This window comes from Arenibacterium halophilum (assembly GCF_005938225.1).
Classification (GTDB): domain Bacteria; phylum Pseudomonadota; class Alphaproteobacteria; order Rhodobacterales; family Rhodobacteraceae; genus Arenibacterium; species Arenibacterium halophilum.
Window position 1 is genome coordinate 1,313,535 of record NZ_VCPC01000002.1, and the last position, 16,985, is coordinate 1,330,519.

17 protein-coding genes are annotated in these 16,985 nt (G+C 63.8%); 7 read left to right on the plus strand and 10 right to left on the minus strand.

Going from position 1 to position 16,985, the window contains the following annotated elements; genetic code table 11:
* Position 1 precedes the first annotated feature (1 nt).
* A complete protein-coding gene (trkA, locus tag FGK64_RS13005; protein WP_138864193.1) occupies positions 2-1,378 on the minus strand; it encodes a Trk system potassium transporter TrkA in 1,377 nt (458 codons plus the stop codon).
* A gap of 135 nt (positions 1,379-1,513) precedes the next feature.
* On the opposite strand from trkA, the gene FGK64_RS13010 reads away from it, so the two are divergent.
* Together FGK64_RS13010 and FGK64_RS13015 are read left to right on the plus strand one after the other, a co-directional pair.
* A complete protein-coding gene (locus FGK64_RS13010) occupies positions 1,514-1,984 on the plus strand; it encodes a hypothetical protein (protein ID WP_246057751.1) in 471 nt (156 codons plus the stop codon).
* Positions 1,985-2,136: 152 nt separating this feature from the next.
* On the plus strand, positions 2,137-2,829 hold the full coding sequence (locus tag FGK64_RS13015; RefSeq protein WP_138864195.1) for a VPLPA-CTERM sorting domain-containing protein: 693 nt from the start codon (positions 2,137-2,139) through the stop codon (positions 2,827-2,829).
* Positions 2,830-2,904: 75 nt separating this feature from the next.
* Here FGK64_RS13015 and ntrX read toward each other — a convergent pair whose 3' ends face one another.
* From ntrX to dusB, 5 genes are all read right to left on the minus strand, one after another.
* The gene (ntrX, locus tag FGK64_RS13020) at positions 2,905-4,326 is read right to left on the minus strand and encodes a nitrogen assimilation response regulator NtrX (RefSeq protein ID WP_138864196.1); all 1,422 of its coding nucleotides are present in this window, start codon (positions 4,324-4,326) and stop codon (positions 2,905-2,907) included.
* Complete coding sequence (locus FGK64_RS13025) at positions 4,323-6,617, minus strand: sensor histidine kinase NtrY-like (protein ID WP_138864197.1); 2,295 nt, start codon at positions 6,615-6,617, stop codon at positions 4,323-4,325. The genes ntrX and FGK64_RS13025 overlap by 4 nt, the downstream gene beginning before the upstream one ends.
* Before the next feature lie 110 nt (positions 6,618-6,727).
* The gene (locus FGK64_RS13030; RefSeq protein WP_138864198.1) at positions 6,728-8,095 is read right to left on the minus strand and encodes a response regulator; all 1,368 of its coding nucleotides are present in this window, start codon (positions 8,093-8,095) and stop codon (positions 6,728-6,730) included.
* A gap of 4 nt (positions 8,096-8,099) precedes the next feature.
* Positions 8,100-9,176: a two-component system sensor histidine kinase NtrB gene (locus FGK64_RS13035; RefSeq protein WP_138864199.1), complete on the minus strand. Its 1,077-nt coding sequence runs from the start codon at positions 9,174-9,176 to the stop codon at positions 8,100-8,102.
* Between the two features lie 8 nt (positions 9,177-9,184).
* Positions 9,185-10,168 (minus strand): tRNA dihydrouridine synthase DusB, encoded by a 984-nt coding sequence (dusB, locus tag FGK64_RS13040; RefSeq protein WP_138864200.1) that lies wholly within the window; start codon positions 10,166-10,168, stop codon positions 9,185-9,187.
* A 192-nt stretch (positions 10,169-10,360) separates the two neighbouring features.
* Here dusB and ispF point away from each other — a divergent pair, with 192 nt between their 5' ends.
* From ispF to FGK64_RS13060, 4 genes are all read left to right on the plus strand, one after another.
* Complete coding sequence (gene ispF, locus FGK64_RS13045) at positions 10,361-11,524, plus strand: 2-C-methyl-D-erythritol 2,4-cyclodiphosphate synthase (RefSeq protein WP_138864201.1); 1,164 nt, start codon at positions 10,361-10,363, stop codon at positions 11,522-11,524.
* Positions 11,521-12,018, plus strand: a complete 498-nt coding sequence (locus tag FGK64_RS13050) for a phosphatidylglycerophosphatase A family protein (protein WP_138864202.1) — start codon at positions 11,521-11,523, stop codon at positions 12,016-12,018. The genes ispF and FGK64_RS13050 overlap by 4 nt, the downstream gene beginning before the upstream one ends.
* Positions 12,015-12,494 (plus strand): CinA family protein, encoded by a 480-nt coding sequence (locus FGK64_RS13055; RefSeq protein WP_138864203.1) that lies wholly within the window; start codon positions 12,015-12,017, stop codon positions 12,492-12,494. The genes FGK64_RS13050 and FGK64_RS13055 overlap by 4 nt, the downstream gene beginning before the upstream one ends.
* A 142-nt stretch (positions 12,495-12,636) precedes the next feature.
* Entirely contained in the window at positions 12,637-13,815 is a 1,179-nt protein-coding gene (locus FGK64_RS13060; protein ID WP_138864325.1) for an ammonium transporter, read from the plus strand.
* Positions 13,816-13,849: 34 nt separating this feature from the next.
* Here the strand turns inward: FGK64_RS13060 and FGK64_RS13065 are convergent, their stop codons facing one another.
* From FGK64_RS13065 to FGK64_RS13075, 3 genes are all read right to left on the minus strand, one after another.
* On the minus strand, positions 13,850-14,410 hold the full coding sequence (locus tag FGK64_RS13065) for a DUF4453 domain-containing protein (RefSeq protein ID WP_138864204.1): 561 nt from the start codon (positions 14,408-14,410) through the stop codon (positions 13,850-13,852).
* 31 nt (positions 14,411-14,441) lie between these two features.
* The gene (locus FGK64_RS13070; protein WP_138864205.1) at positions 14,442-14,888 is read right to left on the minus strand and encodes a type II toxin-antitoxin system RatA family toxin; all 447 of its coding nucleotides are present in this window, start codon (positions 14,886-14,888) and stop codon (positions 14,442-14,444) included.
* A gap of 83 nt (positions 14,889-14,971) precedes the next feature.
* Positions 14,972-15,502, minus strand: coding sequence for a hypothetical protein (locus FGK64_RS13075; protein WP_138864206.1), 531 nt, complete (start codon positions 15,500-15,502; stop codon positions 14,972-14,974).
* A 64-nt stretch (positions 15,503-15,566) separates the two neighbouring features.
* On the opposite strand from FGK64_RS13075, the gene hpt reads away from it, so the two are divergent.
* Positions 15,567-16,118, plus strand: a complete 552-nt coding sequence (hpt, locus tag FGK64_RS13080) for a hypoxanthine phosphoribosyltransferase (protein WP_138864207.1) — start codon at positions 15,567-15,569, stop codon at positions 16,116-16,118.
* Here the strand turns inward: hpt and FGK64_RS13085 are convergent.
* Positions 16,115-16,978: a LysR family transcriptional regulator gene (locus FGK64_RS13085; protein ID WP_138864208.1), complete on the minus strand. Its 864-nt coding sequence runs from the start codon at positions 16,976-16,978 to the stop codon at positions 16,115-16,117. The genes hpt and FGK64_RS13085 overlap by 4 nt on opposite strands.
* Positions 16,979-16,985: the final 7 nt, after the last annotated feature.

A 16,985-nucleotide genomic window follows, 5' to 3' on the forward strand; every position in this document is an offset into this window, starting at 1 on the left:
ATCAGAAGAAGTCGATCGAGACCTGCAACAGCCTCTCGACCTCGGGCACGTCGGCGGTCATCGCAAAGATCACCACGATATCGCCTGCGTCGATACGCATGTCGCCAGAAGGGCGCATCACTTCGCCGTTTTTCATGATCGCCCCCATCAGCACGCCTTCGGGGAAGGCAATGTCGCGCATCGCCTGCCCTGCCATCGGCGAGGTCGACATCACCTCGGCCTCGATCATCTCGGCCTCGGCGTCTCCGATGGAGTAAACCTGCCGCACCCGGCCGTGGCGGATGTGCCGCAGGATCGAGCTGACGGTGGTGGTGCGCGGGTTGATGTAGGCGTCGATCCCAAGCGGGCCCAGCAGCGGCACAAGCGTCGGATCGTTCAGCAGCGCGATGGCAAAGGGGCAGCCCTCGGCCTTGGCGCGCACGGCGGCCAGCATGTTCGTCTTGTCGTCATCCGTCACCGCCAGCATGGCATCGGCGCGGGAAATTCCGGCCTCGGCCAGCAGGGCGCGATCCAGCCCGTCTCCGTGCAGCACGATGGTGCGCTCCAGCGCCTCGGCGGCGCGTTCGGCGATGGTGCGGCTGCGCTCGATCACCTTGGCGCGGATGCGGCTTTGGCGTTCCTCGAGCGCGCGCGCCACGGTCAGGCCCACGTTACCGCCGCCCACGATCACGGCACGTTCCTGTTTCTTCTGGCTCTTGCCGAAAACTTCCAGCGTGCGGGGCACGTCGTCGCGGTGGGTCAGCACGTAACAGGCATCACCCACGAAGAGCTGGTCGTCGGGTTCGGGCGCGAACAGCGTTCCGTCGCGACGCACACCAACAACGATGCTACGGAGGGTCGAAAACAGATCAGTCAGCTGGCGCAGCGGCGTGTTCACCACCGGGCAATCCTCGGACAACAGCACGCCCAGAAGCTGCGCCTTGTTGTCCATGAACATTTCGGTGTCAAAGGCGGCAGGCGCCGACAGGCGGCGCATCGCGGCAGCGGCCACCTCGCGCTCGGGAGAGATCACCACGTCGATCGGCAGGTGATCGCGGCGGTAAAGGTCGGAATAGATCGCGTTCAGATAGGATGTGGCGCGAAGCCGCGCCACCTTGCGATTGACCGAAAACACCGAATGCGCCACCTGACAGGTGACCATATTCACCTCGTCCGAGTGGGTGGCGGCAATGATCATGTCGGCATCGCGCGCCCCGGCGCGGTCCAGCACATCGGGATAGCTGGCAAACCCGGCAATGCCCTGCACGTCAAGCGTGTCGGTCGCACGGCGCACTAGATCGGGGTTGCTGTCGACCACCGTTACATCGTTGGATTCGCCGGAAAGATGGCGCGCAATCTGCCAGCCAACCTGACCCGCGCCGCAAATGATGACCTTCATGCCGTCCCGCTTTCTGGTCTGCCGTTCCCCCGCAAGTCAGGCATATGGCCGGGCCCCGGGATCTTTTCCATGACACGCGGGGGTTTGGGGGTCAATTCAATTGTCACGGGCGATGGGCGCGCTATGATCCGGGTTATGAAACCGTGGTTTGTCATCGCAGCCCTTGCGGCATTTCCGGCGTCCTGTGGACCCTATCAGACCTATTACAAACAAGGGGTCGAGGTGTCGCGCCTGAACCGCGACCAGACGCAGTGCGAGGTCAACGCCCTGCGCGATGCGCCCGTCGCCACGCAGATCCGCCAGAACCCGCCGGTGTTCGTGCCACCAAGGCAGGGCTGCGACAGCAACGGAACCTGCTATACCCGGCCCGGATATTGGGCCAGCGGCGGCGTTTATACGGTCGATGTAAACGAACAGCTGCGCGCCCGCGTTCTGGATATGTGCATGGTGAATCGCGGCTATCAGCCGGTCAGCATCCCGCGCTGTTCCGGCGGGGTCGCCGCCGCAGCCCCCGACCGCAAGATGACCACCCTGCCCCGGCTTACATCCAGCAGTTGTGCGATCCCCCGTCCAGACGGCACCTGGCAGATCGTAAACGCCGGATAGCGCCGCATTTCCGCCGCAATCTGACGTAAAGCGCTTGTTTTTCAATACGAAAATCCGTTAACCTTTCTGCACTTTGCGTCAATTTAATGGCGCAACGGACGGAACAGCCGCTGGACGGGTAAGCCCGGCGGAGTAAGAATTTGGAGTAAACGATGAAGTATTTCGCAGCCGCGGCCCTGACCGCGATTTTGACCGCAGGCGCCGCAAGCGCCGCAACCACCTCTGCCCAGACCGTGAACTGGAGCAGCGCAGCCAACCCGGTTACCGGTTCCCAGTCCGGAAGCTATACCGCGTCCTCGGATGAGGTGTTTCTGGGTAGCAACGGCAGCCGCGCGTTTGTGTCGGATTTCACCACCTCGGGCGATTTCACCTATACCGGGACCATGCGTGCCACCAACGATAACGACACCATGGGCGTTGTCTTTGGCTATGCCGACGCCGCGAACAACTTCCGTATCAGCTGGAGCGGTAGCAATATCGACGAATACGACGGCCTTGCCCTGATCCGGGAAACCGGCGGCACCAGCACCCGAATTTATGAAGAGGCAAACAACCACTGGGCCGTGAACAAGGATTACGATTTCTCGATCACGGTCGCGGCGGGCAATATCTCGTTCTCGATCACCGAGGGGTCGAACACCATCGCCTCGGCGACAGTTGCCGCAGGCGGCAGCACCGATGGCAAGCTGGGTGTCTTCATTTACAGCAACTACACCAATTTCACCAATCTCGCCTATGATCTGACGCCTGGCACCACCGCCGTGCCGCTGCCGGCCGGTGCGCCGCTGCTGATCGCCGGGATCGGCGCCTTTGCCGCGCTGCGTCGCCGCAAAAAGGCCGCCTGATCCGGCTAATGTCTATGGAATGACAAAGGGCGGCCCGGTTGGGGCCGCCCTTTTTCGTTTCGCGACACGCTCGCCCTATTCGGCGGCTTCCACCTGATCGTCGATGTCATCCACATGAGCCACCCGCGCGCCCATCTTGGTCGAGGTCACAACGCCCAGCGATTTCAGCTTGCGGTGAAGCGCGCTGCGCTCCATCCCCACGAAAGACGCGGTACGGCTGATGTTGCCGCCAAAGCGGTTGATCTGGGTCAGCAGGTATTCGCGTTCGAACGCCTCGCGCGCCTCGCGCAGCGGCAGCGTCGCCAGCGCGCCCGAAAGCACCACGCGCCCGCTTTCACCGCCGGCGTCATCCTCGCCCGGCAACTCGCGCGCCTCGATCGGGCCGTTGCCTTCGCCCAGGATCAGCAACCGCTCGACAAGGTTCTTCAGCTGGCGCACGTTGCCCGGCCAGGTCATCGTCTGCATCAGCGCCACCGCCTCGTCGCTGAGTGGCCGCAGAGGCAGCCCCTGCGCGGCATGGCAGGCGGCTATGAAATGTTCCGCCAGAACCGGAATATCCTCGCGCCGTTCTTCCAGCGAGGGCACCGAAATCGGCACCACGTTCAGACGGTGATACAGTTCCTGCCGGAAGCGTTCGGCGCGGATTTCATGTTCAAGGTCGCGGTTGGTCGAGGAAATCACCCGCAGGTCAACGCGCACCTTGTCCGACCCGCCGACCCGCTGGAATTGCTGATCGACCAGAACCCGCAGGATTTTCGACTGCGTCCCCAGCGGCATGTCGGCCACTTCGTCGAAATAGATCACCCCGCCGTGGGCTTCTTCCAGCAGGCCGGATTCGATGCCCCGCTCGGCACTTTCGCGGCCAAACAGCACCTCTTCCATGCGCTCGGGTTCGACGCCCGCGCAGTTCACTGTGATGAAAGGCCCCGAGGCGCGGTTGCTTTGCGCGTGGATATAGCGCGCGGCGATTTCTTTGCCCGACCCTGCGGGACCAGTCAGCATCACGCGACCGTTGGATTTGGTCACCTTGTCCAACTGCCCCACCAGCGTGCGGAAAGCGGCGGACTGGCCGATCATCTCGGCGCTGGTTACCTCGCGCCGTTTCAGCGACGAGTTTTCGCGCCGCAGGCGGCTGGTTTCCATCGCGCGCCGGATCACCACCATCAACTGGTCGATGTTGAACGGCTTTTCGATGAAGTCATAAGCGCCCTGCTTGATCGCGGCGACGGCGATTTCGATGTTGCCATGCCCCGAGATGATGACAACGGGCACATCCGGGTTGTCACGTTTCACCGTCTTGAGGATGTCGATCCCGTCCATCCGGCTGTCCTTGAGCCAGATGTCAAGGATCAGCAACGCCGGAGGTTCGGCGTTGATCGCATTCATGCATTCGTCGGAATTTCCGGCCAGCCGTGTGGCATATCCTTCGTCTTCCAGAATATCCGAAACCAGTTCTCGTATGTCGCGTTCGTCGTCGACGATCAGAATATCACTCATATCGATCCTGCTTCTTGTTTTGATGTGTCCGCCAAATCCTGCGGCGGTTCTTCCTTGGTGGTCCGGCCCAGCGTGGGGCCGGACGGAAACCGGATGACGGCCATTGCGCCGGCATGGGTGTGCCCGTCAAAGACGGGGGCATCGACCAGCGACAGCGTGCCGCCGTGTTCCTCGATGATCTTCTTGACGATGGGCAGGCCCAGGCCGGTGCCTTCGTCGCGGGTGGTCACGTAGGGTTCGAACAGGCGGGCGCGATCCTCGGGCAAACCGATGCCATTGTCGGCAATGGTCACGCGACATTCTTCCTCGTCCGCGGTGACGGTCACCCGGATCTGCGGGTCCAAGCCGTCGGGCGCGCCCTTGCGTTTCAGGCTTTCAATCGCCTCGCCCGCGTTCTTGATCAGGTTGGTCAGGGCCTGGCTGATCATGGTGGCATCCAGATCCAGCACCACCGGCGCATCCGGCAGATCGGCGCTGACCTTCACATCGGGCTGACCGGTCTGCTGCAACAGAACCGCATCGCGCACCAATTGCACCAGATCTTCGGTCTGTGTGCGCGGCTCTGGCATACGTGCGAATTTCGAAAATTCATCGACGATCCGGCGCAGATCGCCGGTCTGACGCACGATCACATCGGTCATCGAGGTCAGCTTGTCGCTGTCTTCGCCCACCAGGGGCGCGAATTTGCGCCGGATGCGTTCGGCCGACAGCTGGATCGGGGTCAGCGGGTTCTTGATCTCATGCGCAATGCGGCGCGCCACGTCGCCCCAGGCGGCCATGCGCTGGGCGCTGACCAGATCGGTCACATCGTCAAAGGCGACCACATAGCCCTCCAGCCCGCCATCATCACCGCGCCGCGTCGCCATTCGCACCAGCAGGTTTTCCAGCCGGCCCTGGCGCGACACCTTGACCTCACCTTGCACAACTTCGGATTTGCTTTCCTTCATGCTTTGGAACAGGGGGCCGAATTCCGGGATCGCCACCGCCAGCGCCAGCGCGTGTTCGTCCCCCGACCAATCCAGCAGCCGCTCGCCCGAGCGGTTGACAAAGGTCACGCGGCCATCCGGATCCAGCCCCACAACCCCCGACGTCACCGACGACAGAACGGAATCGAACAGGCGGCGGCGCAATTCGATCTGGCGCGTGTTGTCCAGCAGCGTTTCACGCTGGCCTTTCAACTGGCGGGTCATCTGGTTGAAATAGCGCCCCAGCATCCCGATTTCATCGTCGCCGCCGTCTTCCAGCACCTGCACGTCCAGATCGCCCGCGCCAACCTGCTGCGCCGCCATGGTCAGCCGCCCCACGGGCCGCGATAGCCGTTCGGCAAACCAAAGCCCCAGCCAGATCGCTGCCAAAATCAGGATCACCGCAAAGCCCAGGTACAAAAGCCCGAATTCGAACACCACGCGCCCGCGTTCATTTTCAAGCTGCTGATACAGGCGGATCGTTTCCTTGGTTTCGTCCAGCAGGTTCAGGATTTGGCCGTCGACATCGCGGCTGACGTACAGAAAACGGTCAACAAAAGCATCCAGCCGCACCAGCGCACGGAATTCGTTGTTGTCCCAATCCTGAATGATGCGAAGGCCGGTATCGCGGGTTTCGGCAATCTGTTCGGGTGTGGGGTGTTCGAAATCGAACAGGTACGAGCCTTCACCGCGCGCCCGGATATCGCCGGTTCCGTCGATCACATAGGCCTCGCGCAACCCGCGCTGAATTTGCGGCTGGCCTTGGGTCAGCACCTGCCGCAACTCGGCATCGTTCATGAACACGGTGACTCGGCGCGACGTATCCAGGAAGCGGGCCAGCGCCACGGCATCCTCCGAGAGATCTTCGCGCTGTTCTTCCTCATAGGCCTGCGCGGCGGCCAGCGAGGTGCCGACCACCCGGCTCACCCGGTCGGAAAACCACCCCTCAAGCCCGATGTTCACCGTCAGCCCGGCGAAGATGGCAACCGTCACCGTAGGAATCAGCGCAAGAAGCGCGAAAACGCCGATCAGCCGCAGGTGCAGCCGCGACCCGGCGGATTTGGCACGCCGGGCGGCGATGATCCGCCCAACCTGCCCCAGCACCAGCGTGGCCACCACCAGCACATAGACCAGATCGGCCAGCAAGGTGAATCGCAACGCCAGCGCCGATGGCCCGCGATCAAACGTGCCAAGCGCCAAAAACGTGGCAAGCGCCAGCGCCGGGCCAAGCACCACAAGGCCAAGCGTTGCCGCATTCTGGGCGCGCCGCGTCCGGCGCCACCTGTTCAGCGCCGTGAACGGGCCATATTGTGACCGGGAAACCACCCGCTGCCCTCATCCTGATGTGTCGCCTGCGCGACTGACCGCCAAATGTCGTGGTCCTTTCCCGGCAGCCAGTTCGGCTGACACCCGGGCGCCACGCTTCTGTGGCCTTTTTACATCAATTTGCGGCGCCGTGTCACCTGAATATCGAGGTCCGAGATTTTCTTGCGCAAAGTATTGCGGTTGATGCCAAGCAGATCGGCGCATTTCGCCTGATTTCCGCCCGTGGCATCCAGCGCGATTTCGATCAGCGGTGCTTCGACTTCACGCAGGATTCGCGTGTAGAGCCCCGGCGGCGGCAGAACATTGCCGTGCAGATCGAAATAACGGCGCAGGTGGCGCGTGACCGACGCGGCCAGCTTTTCCGTATCCCCCCCGCCCAGCACGGGCTCCATCTCGGGCTGGCTGCCCAGCACCTGCTCCACCTCGGTCCGGGCGATTTCGTCGGCGCGGCTGGTCAGCACAAGGCGGCGAATCGCGTTTTCCAGCTGGCGCACGTTGCCGGGCCAGGAATAGGCGCGGAACAACTCTTCCGATTCGGCACTCAGCCAGCGTTTGGGCGCGCCTTCGCGCTCGGCCCGGGCCAGAAAATGCGCCGCCAGAAGCGGCACATCGTCGACGCGTTCGCGCAGCGAGGGCACGTGGATCGTGGCGCCCGACAGGCGATAGAACAGATCCTGCCGCATCTGGCCCTTTTCCATGGCCGCGTTCAGGTTGGTCTGAGTCGTCGCCATGAAGCGCGGCACATGATCGCCGGGCGCATCCATCATCCGCACGATCCGGGCCTGCAATTCATCGTCGATATCGGCGATTTCGTCGATCAGCAGCGTTCCGCCCCGCACCCGTGCCAACACCCGCGCCGGGCCTTCCAGCTCGCGCAGGTCGCCCGAGGTCACGGTGATGAACGGCAGCGTGCGGCGGTCGGAAAAATCGTGGATCGCCCGCGCGATCAGCGATTTGCCGGTGCCGGATTCGCCCGAGATCAGCACCGGCAGATCGGTATTCATCACCCGCGCCACAAGGCGATACAGCGCCTGCATCACCTGTGTGCGCCCCACCAGCGGCAGATCGTCGGGGCGTTCCGTCACCTCGTCAGGGCGCGTGGCAGGCGCGTGGCGTTTCAACTCCAGCGCGCGCGCGGTGCGCTTCATCAGGTCGGGCAGGTCGAACGGCTTGGGCAGGTAGTCATAGGCCTCGGCCTCGGCGGCCTGAATTGCCGTCATGATCGTGTTCTGTGCCGAAATCACAATCACCGGCAGGCCGGGACGATCCTGGCTGATCTTGGGCAGCATTTCCAACCCGTTCCCGTCGGGCATCATCACGTCGCTGATCACCACGTCGCCCTTGCCCTCGCCTACCCAGCGCATCAGCGTGGTGAGCGAACTGGTGGCATGCACCTTGCAGCCCGCGCGGGTCAGCGCCTGTGTCAGCACCGTTCGTATCGTGCGGTCGTCGTCGGCGACCAGTACCGTGCCGTCCATGGGTCTACTCCTTCTTGGGGGCGCTGCGCGGCACCCGCGGCAGCGACAGGCGGAACACGGTGCGGCCCGGGGCCGAGGTGACCGAGATCCAGCCATCGTGGTCTGAGATGATCTTGCTTACCAGCGCCAGGCCCAGCCCGGTGCCGTTTTCACGCCCCGACACGAAGGGATCAAAGATGTCGTCCTTGATCTTTTCAGGCAGGCCGGGGCCGTCGTCGATGATTTCCACCTGCAAGGGCAGCGACTGGCCGGTGCCGTCACTGCGCCGCAGGCGGAAGGAATGTTCGAAATAGGAATGGATGCGGATGGTGCCCCCTTGGGAGTCCGCCGCCTCTGACGCGTTCTTCAGCAGGTTCAGCACCACCTGCAACAGCTGGTCGGGGTCGCCATAGGCCAGCGGAAGCGAGGGGTCGTAATCCTCGATGATCTTCATATGCGCGCCAAAGCCCAGCAGCGCCGAACGGCGCGCGCGGTCCAGCACGTCGTGGATGTTCACCGCCTTGCGGTCGGGCGCGCTGAGGTTGCCGAACTGCTCGACCTGTTCCAGCAGCTTCACGATACGGCGGCTTTCGGTCACGATCAGGTCGGTCAGTTCCAAATCGTCGGCCGACAGGTTCATGCTCAGCAGCTGCGCCGCGCCGGTGATGCCCGCCAGCGGGTTCTTGATTTCATGGGCCAGCATCTCCGCCATGCCGATGGCCGATTGCGCCGCCGATTTCACCGAATGGCTTTGCGTCATCCGCCCCGCCAGCTCGCGCGGGGTGATCGTGAGGATCATGTACCCGTCATGCCCAACCAGTGGCGCGATCTGGAGCGCGCATTGCAGCGGCGCGCGGCTGCCCGATCCCACGTCGATATCGTTCACGAACAGCGGTGTGGAATTGCGGCGCGCCTTGGCGAATGCGTCTTCAATCGGGGCGTCCACGGTGATCTGGTCGAACACCGGCTGGCCCGTGGCATTCTTGGCCGAGGTGTTCAGGAACCCTTCGCCGGCGGAATTCACGTCGGAGATGTTGTCATTCGGGTCGATCAGGAAGGCCGGCACAGGCAACGAGGCCCAGATCGCGGAATCGGTTGGCATGTCGGACATCATGCAGCCCTTGGTATTGGGCCCGACAGCGCGTCGGGCAGGTAGGCAAGCACACGCGCGGGCGTGGCTTCGGTCAGGATGTCCCGGCGCAGCGGCGCGGGGGTATTGGCGGCCTCCATGTACCAGCCAAGATGCTTGCGGGCAGTCCGTAGCCCGATTTGGGTGCCGTAGAACCCCAGGATCGCCTCGTAGTGCCGCCCGACCAGATCAGCCAGCGCGGCGCCCTGCGGCACCTCGGGCGCCGGGGCGCCCCAAAGCGCGGCGGCGATCTGCGCCAGCCGCCAGGGTTGCCCCTGCGCGCCGCGCCCCACCATCACGCCCTCTGCGCCCGACTGTTTTAGCGCCTGTTTCGCATCGCCGGTCGTGACGATGTCGCCGTTGGCGATGACTGGCACGCGCACTGCATCGCGCACCGACCGGATTGCGGCCCAATCGGCGCGGCCCTTGTAGAACTGGCATCGGGTGCGCCCGTGAATCGTGATCATCTGCACGCCCGCCGCTTCGGCCCGCGCGGCCACATCCGGCGCATTCAGCAGCGTATCGTCCCACCCCAGCCGGGTTTTCAGCGTGACTGGCACATCCACTGCGTCCACGACCGCCTCGATCAGGCGCAGCGCGTGGTCGGGCGTTTTCAGCAGGGCCGAACCCGAGGCGCCGTTGGTCACCCGCTTGGCCGGGCAGCCCATGTTGATGTCGATGATACGCGCACCATTGGCCTCGGCCATGCGGGCGGCCTCGGCCATCCAGTATTCCTCGCGCCCCGCGATCTGCACCGCCGTCTGGCCCGCGTCAAAACCCAGTTCGGCCTTTTCGCGCATCCCGGCCTTGGCCTGCACCATTTCCTGACTGGCGATCATCTCGCTCACCACCAGCCCCGCGCCGAAACCCGAGACGATGTCGCGGAACGGGCGATCCGTGATCCCGGCCATGGGGGCCAGGAACACCGGAGGGGTTAGTGATGTGGAGCCGAGTGAAACGGTCAAGTGCCTAAACCTTGTGCGTTGAGCCGACATCTACCAACCCACCCGTAGGGGCACAATGTTACGGAGGCCGTTGATGCCGCCGAAATCAGCCAATGCCTAATTTTTGGGCGCTTGACCTTGGGCAATTGCTAGCCAAGCGGTCACGCTTTAGATACGCGCCGCAAGTGGTGCGTAAAGGCGAGGTGTGACAGCATGACAACGGCAGCTTTGATCCTTGCCGGTGGGCGCGGCACCCGCGCCGGGGGCGATGTCGCCAAGCAATGGCAGATGGTCGCCGGGCAACCGCTGCTGGACCATGCCATCGACGCATTCGCCACCCTGCCCGAGATCGACGTGATCGCGCTGGTGCTGCCCGAGGGCGCACCCCAGCAGGGCGATTATGCCGCTCGCGGGTTTGTTACCGCAACGGCAGGTGCAGACCGGGCCGGATCGGTGCGCAACGGATTGGCCGCTCTTGAAAGCTTCGCGCCCAAGACCGTGCTGATCCACGATGGCGCCCGGCCCTGCGTTGGCGCAGACACCATCCGCGCCGTGCTGGCCGCGCTGGATCACGGCCCCGCGGCCGCACCGGGGCTGGCGGTGACCGATGCGCTCTGGACCGGAGAGGCGGGCAAGGTCACCGGAACCCGCGACCGCACGGGGCTGTTTGCCGCACAGACGCCGCAGGGGTTTCACTATAGTTCGATCTGCGCGGCCCATGCCGCCCACCCCGGCGGCGCCGCCGATGACGTGGCCGTGGCCCGCGCCCATGGGCTGCCCGTCGCCATCGTTCCCGGCGACGCCGACAATATCAAGGTCACGCAGGCGAACGACTTCGCCCGCGCCGACCGCATCATAAGGAGCCGTGACATGGCCCAGACCTCCGCTACCCCCACCCTGCCGATGCGGCTGGGCAACGGGTTCGACGTGCACCGCTTTGGCGAGGGAACTCACGTCACCCTGTGCGGGGTTGAGGTGCCGCATGATCGCGGCCTTCAGGGCCATTCCGATGCCGACGTGGGGATGCACGCGATCACCGATGCGATCTATGGCGCATTGGCTGAGGGCGACATTGGCCGCCATTTCCCGCCCAGCGATCCGCAGTGGAAAGGCGCCGCGAGTGAAATCTTCCTGCGCCACGCCTGCGATCTGGCAGCGAGCCGGGGGTATGCGGTGGGCAACGTCGATTGCACGCTGATCTGCGAATTCCCCAAGGTGGGCCCCCATGCCGCTGCAATGCAGGCACGGCTGGCCCGGATCATGGGCGTGGATGCCGGTGCCGTGTCGGTCAAGGCGACGACTTCGGAACAGCTGGGCTTTACCGGGCGCGGCGAAGGCATCGCCGCCACGGCCACCGCGCTGCTGGTGCGGGTGTGAGCGCCCCGGCCCGCCTGATCGGCACCGTCTTTGGCGTGGGGTATCTGCGGCCTGCGCCGGGCACATGGGGGTCTCTTGTCGCCCTGCCTGGCGCATGGGCGCTGCATACGCTGGGCGGCTTTCCCCTGCTGGCGCTTGCAACGATCGTTGCCTTCATGCTGGGCCTTTGGGCGACCAAGGCGATGGCGGCGGCGGGGTCAGGCCATGACCCCTCGGAAATCGTGATTGACGAGGTGGTCGGCCAGTGGATCGCGCTGATGGCGATCAGCTATCCTTCTTGGTCGATGGGAATTGATATCACGCGGCTGTGGCCCGGCTGGATTGCCGGATTCCTGCTGTTCCGCCTGTTCGACATCACCAAACCCGGCCCCGTAGGCTGGGCCGACCGGCGCCCCGATGCGCTGGGCGTGATGCTGGACGATGTGATCGCGGGCGTTCTGGCGGCGATTGGCGTCATGGCGCTGGCCGCGCTGTATCATGTGGTGCTGATATGACGGCGCAGCGCGTGCTGGAGCTGGGCCGCGCGGCGGGACTGCGCGTCGCCACCGCCGAAAGCTGCACGGGCGGCATGGTTGCTGCCGCGCTGACCGACATTGCCGGATCCTCTGCTGTTGTAGACTGCGGGTTCGTTACCTACTCGAACGACGCCAAACAGGCGATGCTGGGTGTGTCGTCCGACACATTGGCCCGCTTCGGCGCAGTATCGGAGGAAGTGGCGCGCGAAATGGCGCTGGGCGCGCTGGCGCACTCGCGGGCCGATGTGGCCGTGTCGATCACCGGCATCGCAGGCCCCGGCGGATCCGAGCACAAACCCGAGGGCCGGGTGTGTTTCGCCCGCGCCCGCCGAGGCGGCGCCTGCACCGCGGAAACGGTCGAATTCGGCGCGCTGGGCCGCGCCAAAGTGCGCGCCGCTGCCCGCGATCATGCCCTTGATCTGCTGGCCACAGCCATTTCAGAAACCGACCAATAAATAAACGCACCCCCGCAATAAGCGCCTAAATTTCGCGCATATTGCGAAATGCCCCAAAAACAGGCGCGTCGATCACAAAAGCGGCTTTATTGGCACGCGCCAATCCGGTCTTACCCCCGAAACACCAATGGGAGGGATCGAAATGAATGGCGCCGATACGGCCTGGATCATTGTTGCAACCGCACTTGTTCTGTTCATGACACTACCGGGGCTGGCCCTGTTTTACGGCGGACTGGTTCGGGCACGCAACGTGCTGAGCGTTTTCATGCACTGCTACGCCATTGCCTGCCTGATGAGCGTTCTGTGGCTTGTGGTGGGATATTCCATCGCGTTTGGCGACGGAAATGCCGTCTGGGGCGGGCTGGGCAAGATGTTGCTGCTTGGGGTCACGGCCGAGTCGCTGGCGGGCACCCTACCCGAAGTGCTGTTCTTTGCCTTCCAGATGACATTTGCCATCATCACGCCCGCGCTGATCGTGGGCGCCTATGTGGAACGGATCGGCTTTGGCTTTGTGCTGTTGTTCTCGGGCCTGTGGATGCTGCTGTGCTATGCGCCGGTGGTGCATTGGGTCTGGGGCGGCGGGTTCTTGGCAGACGGTGGCATCTTCGGCGATAGCGGCGTGCGCGATTTCGCGGGCGGTATCGTGGTGCATGAAACCGCAGGTCTGGCCGCGCTGGTCATCGCCGTCTTCCTGGGCAAGCGCCGCAATGCGACCACCCCGCCGCACAACCCCGGCTTCGTGATGATTGGCGCGGCGATGCTGTGGGTCGGCTGGTTCGGCTTCAATGGCGGCTCGCAGCTGGCCGCCGATGGCGGCGCGGCGATGGCGTTGACGGTCACGCATATCTCGGCGGCCACGGCCTCGCTGTCCTGGGCGCTGTGGGAGAAGATCAAATTCGGCAAGGCCTCGCTGGTCGGGATCGTCACGGGCACCATCGCGGGGCTGGCCTCGATCACGCCCGCCAGCGGCTTTGTCGGCCCGGTCGAGGCGCTGGTGATCGGCGCAATTGCAGGTGTGCTGTGCCAGGAAGCGGTGACGCTGATCCGCAACGGGCTGAAGATCGACGACACGCTGGATGTCTTCGCGGTGCATGGCGTGGGCGGCATTTTCGGAACGATCATGATTGCCGCCTTCGGAGCCGCCAGCTGGGCGGCGCAGCTGGGCAGCCTGCTGATCGTGGGTGTGTTCACCGTGGTCGTCAGCGTGGTTCTGGTGAAACTGGTCGGGTTGGTCACCCCGCTGCGCGTCGATGCGGAAACCGAGCACACCGGGCTGGACCTCGCCGTGCATGGCGAACGCGCCTACGAAATGACAAGCTGACACAACGCCGGGGCGCGCAAGCGCCCCGCCACCCCTAGGGGATCATCTGGTCACAGGGGTCCGCGCCGGGCCAGTACATCCACCCCGCCGCCTTGAACTGATCGGTCTGCGCATTATGCGCCGAGACATAGACCCACTCGTCCACCGCCTCGTAGTTGTAATAGACGTTGTCGCCGGTCTGGATGTTCCCGACCACCCCCAACGGTGCGGTATAGCCATCGTGCAGCGGTGTCTGCGGCCCGTTCCAGCTGATGCAGCCGCCTGGAAAATCCTCGTACAGCGGCAGATCGCGCATAGCCCGTCGAAATGCCATGTCGTCCATGTCGAGCCAGGTCTGATTGGTGTTCACCTGACACTGGTGGGTCTGCTCCAACTGCTGGATCTTCTGGATCAGCGGCTGGGCCGAGGCTGGCGGCTGGACGTTCTGGCCGATGCAGTTGGAATTATCAAACAGCGCCTGCCCAAGCGGCGAGCCGAAGCAATACCCGGCCCGGTCCATCAGCAGGTTGCGTGTGAACCAGATGTCTTCGCAGCCCGTGGCGGCAAAGGCGGGCGGAGCGGCCAGAAGGGCCATGGCGATGGCAAGGCGTTTCATGGCCCAAGCGTGGCGCGCCGGGGCCTTTCGGTCAAGCCCCGTAAAGCGTGCGGGCGCGATCCTCGAAGGCGCGCACGATGCGCTGCATCGCCTCGTTGAACACCAGCCCGATCACCTTTTGCAGGATCGCATTTCGGAATTCGAAATCGACGTGGAAATTCACCGTGCAACCCTCGGGTGCCGGGTCGAATGTCCACTGCGATTCCAAGTATTTGAACGGGCCGTCCAGATATTCGGTGTCGATACGGCGGCGGTCGTTGTACAGCGTGACCCTGCTGCCGAATTTCTCGCGGAAGACCTTGAAGCTGATGACCAGATCGGCCTCGATCACCTGTGCGCCCTCGATCTCTGTCGTCCGGTTGATGCGCGCAGCGGCGCACCACGGCAGAAATTTCGGGTATTGCGCCACATCCGCCACCAGATCGTACATCTGGTCGGGCGTGTAGGGCAGCGTGCGGGTGTCGGAATGGGTGGGCATAGGGGACGTCGGCCTTGTTCTTTCGCGCCCCGGGGTTTCCCAAGAACAGCGCGAAAGATCAAGGCAAAGCCCGAAACGAACCTCTAGGCAGGCTCGCCCGCGCCAGATCCGGCGCGATATTCCTCAATCGGCGACGTCGGTTTCAGCAGGATCGAGGCTTCTTTGCCGCCACTCTCTTTCGCCAGTTGCGTCAGCATCATCTCGGCCCGAAGCCTGTCATTCACGGCCTGCGCGTAGAACCGCCCCAGGGTTGCCTTGTCGTGGTCGGGATGCGCGCGCGCCACGTAATTGCTCAGCCGAGCAGCATGGCCCGTGCGTTCCGGTGCCGCCGGAGCCGTTGGCGTACCAACACCGGCAGAAGATCCGTTTTGGGCGGTGCCGCCGGCGCCCTGCGTTTCATTCGTTGGCTGCGTGCTTGTGCCAGATGTCGGTGGGCTACCAGTATTGCTATTTTCGGGCGCGTTGGGCTGGCTATTCGTCTGGCCCGTGCCTTGCGCCGCTGTCGGAGATCCAAGGCCGATTGCTGAAATTAGTCCCATAAAAGTAAACCTTTGCCGCAGCCCCATGCTCCAATCATCTAAAAATTCGTCAAAATTGTAGCCATGAAGCTTCAAAAATGTGGCGACTATCCGCTAACTAGTTGTATCGCCCACGTTTCAGCCCGTTGCAGGACCTGCCATGCCCGACCGCCCCTATGTGATTGACGAAATGATTTCGGCCAAGGCGATTGCCGCGCGGATCGAGGCGTTGAGCCACGATATCCGCAGCCATTTCGGCGATACGGAAAAGCTCGTCGTAGTTGGGCTGCTGCGCGGCAGCTTTGTGTTCATCGCCGATCTGGTGCGCGAGCTGGATCTGCCTCTGGAGGTTGATTTCCTCGAGGCGTCTTCCTACGGAAATGCGATGGAAAGCAGCCGAGAGGTGCGAATCCTGAAAGATCTGCGCGGCGCGATCGAAGGCCGCGATGTGCTGGTGGTCGAGGACATCGTCGATACCGGGCATACGCTGAATCATGTGACCGCGCTGCTGAAAAGCCGCGCGCCCAAGCGGCTGAAATCCATTGCTCTGCTGGACAAACCCAGCCGCCGAGAGGTTGATTTTCGCGCGGACTGGATCGGCTTCGAGATCCCCGACGAATTCGTTGTCGGCTATGGCATCGACTTTGCCCAACGCAACCGAAACCTGCCATTCATCGGCAAGGTGCGATTTACACCCGAGCCTGCGCCCTAAACCGGCCCCCTCAGCCAGTCCGCACGCTCGGAAAGGTAACCAAGGATTTCCTGCCGGACCAATCGAATGCGAGGCACATCGCGCAGCTCGGCGTAGGTGGCCACCCAGATCGGCACAAAGTCAGGCGGCATCAGATCAGGGCGCCGCAAAAGGCCGGGCGTGTCCGCGCCAACGAAATCGGGCAACACTGCAATTCCCAGACCGGCGCGCGCCATTTCACGCAGGACCATAAAGCTGTCGGCCCCTGCCGTGATCTGTTCCGGCGCGATATTGGCCGTGATCCAGGCCGCAGGCGCCGAACGCGCCAGCGGACCCGCAAGGCCCAGCCACTGTTTTCCGGAATAGCCTTCGGCCACATATGCGCCGAAGCTCATGGTGGCACCCTGCTCTCCCTCCAGATCATCGGACAGACGGTGCGTGGGGCGCACGGTCAGATCCGCCTCGTTCCGGGCGAAATCCAGATGGATGTTGGAGCTGAGTACGTCAACCCGCAATTCCGGCGCCTGCCCGTGCAGCCGCGCCAAGGCCCCCGGCAGCACCAGTTGCGACAGGGAATCGGTGCTCGACACGCGCACAACCCCGCGCAGCGGCGCACGCGCGCCGTGCATCAGGCGGCCCACCGAGTAAACCGCGCGCTCGACCTCGCGGGCCGCTTCGATCACTCTTTCGCGATCCGGGATCACGCGATAGCCCGTCGCCGTCTTTTCAAACACGGCGCCGCCGTGGTCATCTTCGAAGGCCGACACCCGGCGCAGAACCGTTGCGTGGTTGACGCCAAGCGCCCGCGCCGCCGCGCTGAGAGAGCCGTGTTCGGCCACCGTCAGTACATAACGCAGATTGTCCCAATTGCTGCTGTGCATGGATTAT

Coding starts and splice junctions, on each gene's coding strand:
- trkA (WP_138864193.1), bottom strand. CDS start 1,378: ATGAAGGTCATCATTTGCGGCGCGGGTCAGGTTGGCTGGCAGATTGCG.
- FGK64_RS13010 (WP_246057751.1), top strand. CDS start 1,514: ATGAAACCGTGGTTTGTCATCGCAGCCCTTGCGGCATTTCCGGCGTCC.
- FGK64_RS13015 (WP_138864195.1), top strand. CDS start 2,137: ATGAAGTATTTCGCAGCCGCGGCCCTGACCGCGATTTTGACCGCAGGC.
- ntrX (WP_138864196.1), bottom strand. CDS start 4,326: ATGAGTGATATTCTGATCGTCGACGACGAACGCGACATACGAGAACTG.
- FGK64_RS13030 (WP_138864198.1), bottom strand. CDS start 8,095: ATGGACGGCACGGTACTGGTCGCCGACGACGACCGCACGATACGAACG.
- FGK64_RS13035 (WP_138864199.1), bottom strand. CDS start 9,176: ATGCCAACCGATTCCGCGATCTGGGCCTCGTTGCCTGTGCCGGCCTTC.
- ispF (WP_138864201.1), top strand. CDS start 10,361: ATGACAACGGCAGCTTTGATCCTTGCCGGTGGGCGCGGCACCCGCGCC.
- FGK64_RS13055 (WP_138864203.1), top strand. CDS start 12,015: ATGACGGCGCAGCGCGTGCTGGAGCTGGGCCGCGCGGCGGGACTGCGC.
- FGK64_RS13060 (WP_138864325.1), top strand. CDS start 12,637: ATGAATGGCGCCGATACGGCCTGGATCATTGTTGCAACCGCACTTGTT.
- FGK64_RS13065 (WP_138864204.1), bottom strand. CDS start 14,410: ATGAAACGCCTTGCCATCGCCATGGCCCTTCTGGCCGCTCCGCCCGCC.
- FGK64_RS13070 (WP_138864205.1), bottom strand. CDS start 14,888: ATGCCCACCCATTCCGACACCCGCACGCTGCCCTACACGCCCGACCAG.
- hpt (WP_138864207.1), top strand. CDS start 15,567: ATGCCCGACCGCCCCTATGTGATTGACGAAATGATTTCGGCCAAGGCG.
- FGK64_RS13085 (WP_138864208.1), bottom strand. CDS start 16,978: ATGCACAGCAGCAATTGGGACAATCTGCGTTATGTACTGACGGTGGCC.